Annotated in this window: 5 protein-coding genes; all 5 read right to left on the bottom strand. The window is 53.6% G+C overall.

What is annotated here, in order from left to right:
* Positions 1-144, bottom strand: a 144-nt coding sequence (locus VAE48_RS10160) for a GxxExxY protein (RefSeq protein WP_322793216.1), incomplete at its 3' end; no start/stop codon positions are given.
* Positions 141-389: a hypothetical protein gene (locus tag VAE48_RS10165; RefSeq protein ID WP_322793212.1), complete on the bottom strand. Its 249-nt coding sequence runs from the start codon at positions 387-389 to the stop codon at positions 141-143. The genes VAE48_RS10165 and VAE48_RS10160, both read right to left, overlap by 4 nt.
* A complete protein-coding gene (locus VAE48_RS10170) occupies positions 367-1,134 on the bottom strand; it encodes a helix-turn-helix domain-containing protein (RefSeq protein WP_322793213.1) in 768 nt (255 codons plus the stop codon). The genes VAE48_RS10165 and VAE48_RS10170 overlap by 23 nt, the downstream gene beginning before the upstream one ends.
* Before the next feature lie 246 nt (positions 1,135-1,380).
* On the bottom strand, positions 1,381-1,848 hold the full coding sequence (locus VAE48_RS10175) for a hypothetical protein (RefSeq protein ID WP_322793214.1): 468 nt from the start codon (positions 1,846-1,848) through the stop codon (positions 1,381-1,383).
* On the bottom strand, positions 1,845-2,291 hold a 447-nt coding region (locus VAE48_RS10180; RefSeq protein ID WP_322793215.1), incomplete at its 5' end, for a ParA family protein. The genes VAE48_RS10175 and VAE48_RS10180, both read right to left, overlap by 4 nt.

A 2,291-nucleotide genomic window follows, 5' to 3' on the forward strand; every position in this document is an offset into this window, starting at 1 on the left:
CACTTCGTAGCCACTGGAGCGAAGTTCGTGCAGCAGCGCCCGGTGATAGACCAGTTCGCTGTGACCGCTGCCCAATGCCCGCTGCACCCGTCGGGCATGGCGGATCACCTTGTCCGAGATTTGCGCCAGCTGCTTTTCGCTCATGTCCCACCCCGCCGCTTCAAAAGTTCTGCTTCCAGCACCGTGACCACGATCTGGCGTGCCTGCACCTGTCCGGTGTCCAGCGCCGCCCGCACCGCCCTTTGCAAAGCAGCCGCCAGCGGGTGCTTTTCGTCCAGCAGAGCCGCTTCCAAGTCGGCGTCCGGTAATTCCCGCACCATCTCGGCAACCAGTTCGCAGCCCAACCGCTCTTGCAGCTGGTGCAGGTCAGTGTTCGATGAGGTCGGCATACAGCCCCTCGATGTACCGGCGGCGGACGGCGGGACTGTCCGGGTCCAGCTCCGGGGGATATTCATCCGGGCTGCGCAGCACGGTACGCAGCAGCGCTCCGTTCATGCCCTGCTTTCCGGCGTACCACAGCCATTGACGCACCCGCTCCGGGTCTGCCCGCCAGGCCTGCTCGACTTCGGTCAGCGACCCACGCCAGCCCAGCGCTTTGAGCTGCGCCTCGATTTCCGGCGGTAAAATGCCTTTACGCAATTTTTCAGTGAAAGATTTTTCACCTGCAAACTTTGCAGGTGAAACGTCAGTTTGCTGCTGTTTACTGTTAATGGATTCAGCAGCAGTATACTGACGGTTAATTAATTCATTAAATGCACTGAAAGATTTTTCAGGTGAAAAGTTTGCAGGGGGTGCAAAGTTTGCAGGTGAAAGAGAGCGTCCAATGGCTGATGATTGTTCGCTTACAGCAATCTCGTCGGCGGTCAACCCAACAATCACCTGATAAATCGAGGTTTCGGATGTTCTACCGCCCCGCCCCCGGTTGATGATCCGAATTTCTCCGCTCTCTTCCAGCCTGCGTAGCAGGTAATACACATTGCGCTCACCCGAACGAATTTTCCTGGCCATGGTTTCGTGGCTTGGATAGCAATAACCCCAGTCATCCGCCCAATCCGCCAGCGCCAGCAGCAAAAGAAGGGTCGAGCCGCCGTGCTGACTATGTTCCCACACTCTTGACATTGCCTTGATACTCACTTTTCGCCTCCTCGAACCAAATTTCAGTGATTTTAGAAACAATCGAAATTAGCCTCTGGAACGGCTTGTTTTTGCAGGGGAATACCAATATAGCCACCCCCTTCAAAAAGACGCCTTGTAGGACGTTTTAAGTGGGTCAAGTAGCACTCCTTATTTTTCTCAATAGCGCTACTCAATAGCGCTACTAATAAATTCAAGTAGCACCATAAAGTAGTGCTATTGAATTTTGTAAGTAGCGCTACTAAATCAGGCGTTCCAACCGTTTTTTTGCGATTTCCTCGACCCAATTTTTTTCGTCCTTTCTGTATCCTTCGGATGAACCAGAATAAAGTCGTAGCGCGGCGACTCTGATGGGTGTTTGTAACCCCAAAAACCAATCTCTTTTTGTTTGTAACGCTCTACTGCCTCGAATAATAAATAGGTCATCACCTGTGATTCGCTGGTACCTTCTGTTTGTGCTATTTCTTGAATTTCCTGTTGAAGACTCTTTGGAAGATATACAGATACCCGCATCCCCTTGGCCTTTTCCCACTTTTCCTTCGCCTTGCGCTTCCGCTCCTCTTCCTTTTGCTTCAGTTCTGCCATTTTCTTCCTCACCGCAGGCGGCAGGTGGCTTTCTTCAGCCCGCCGCTGGGTCTCTTCCAGCAGCAGCCGAATACCCTCATCATAGCCATCGAAGGCCGACAGTACCTCTTCTCCCTTGCGCTTGCTCATCCTTCCTCCAACAACTTTTTCAGACGCTCCAGCGCTTCTTCATACCCCCCAATCCGCTTTTCTCCCGTCTCGATCCCTTTGACCGCTTTGGTCTCCGCCGCATACTCCCACAACGTCTTGCCCCGCCCCGGCGCTTCTGCAACACGCGGATCATTCGGTATCGGTGGCCATACCATCGCCCCAAAGCGTTCTACCAGTTCCTTCAATCGTACCCCGCTCTCCTTCCACGTCCGCATGTACATGGTCGGCAGAATGATGAACCGCCGCCACTCCTTCCCCTGACTGTAGTTCAATTCCGCCATCGTGTTGGTAACCTCGGCTACTCCGTCCATGTCCAGAAAACGCGGCGATACGGGTATCAACACATAATCCGCCGCCATCATCGCCGCCATCTGCAGATGATCCAACCCGGGACCCAGATCAATCATCCCTACCTCGAAACC

The sequence above is a fragment of the Bellilinea sp. genome, assembly GCF_034432615.1.
Taxonomy (GTDB): domain Bacteria; phylum Chloroflexota; class Anaerolineae; order Anaerolineales; family Anaerolineaceae; genus Bellilinea.

Excerpts from the sequence above, each read along its gene's own strand:
- VAE48_RS10165 (WP_322793212.1), bottom strand. The coding sequence starts at position 389 with ATGCCGACCTCATCGAACACTGACCTGCACCAGCTGCAAGAGCGGTTG.
- VAE48_RS10175 (WP_322793214.1), bottom strand. The coding sequence starts at position 1,848 with ATGAGCAAGCGCAAGGGAGAAGAGGTACTGTCGGCCTTCGATGGCTAT.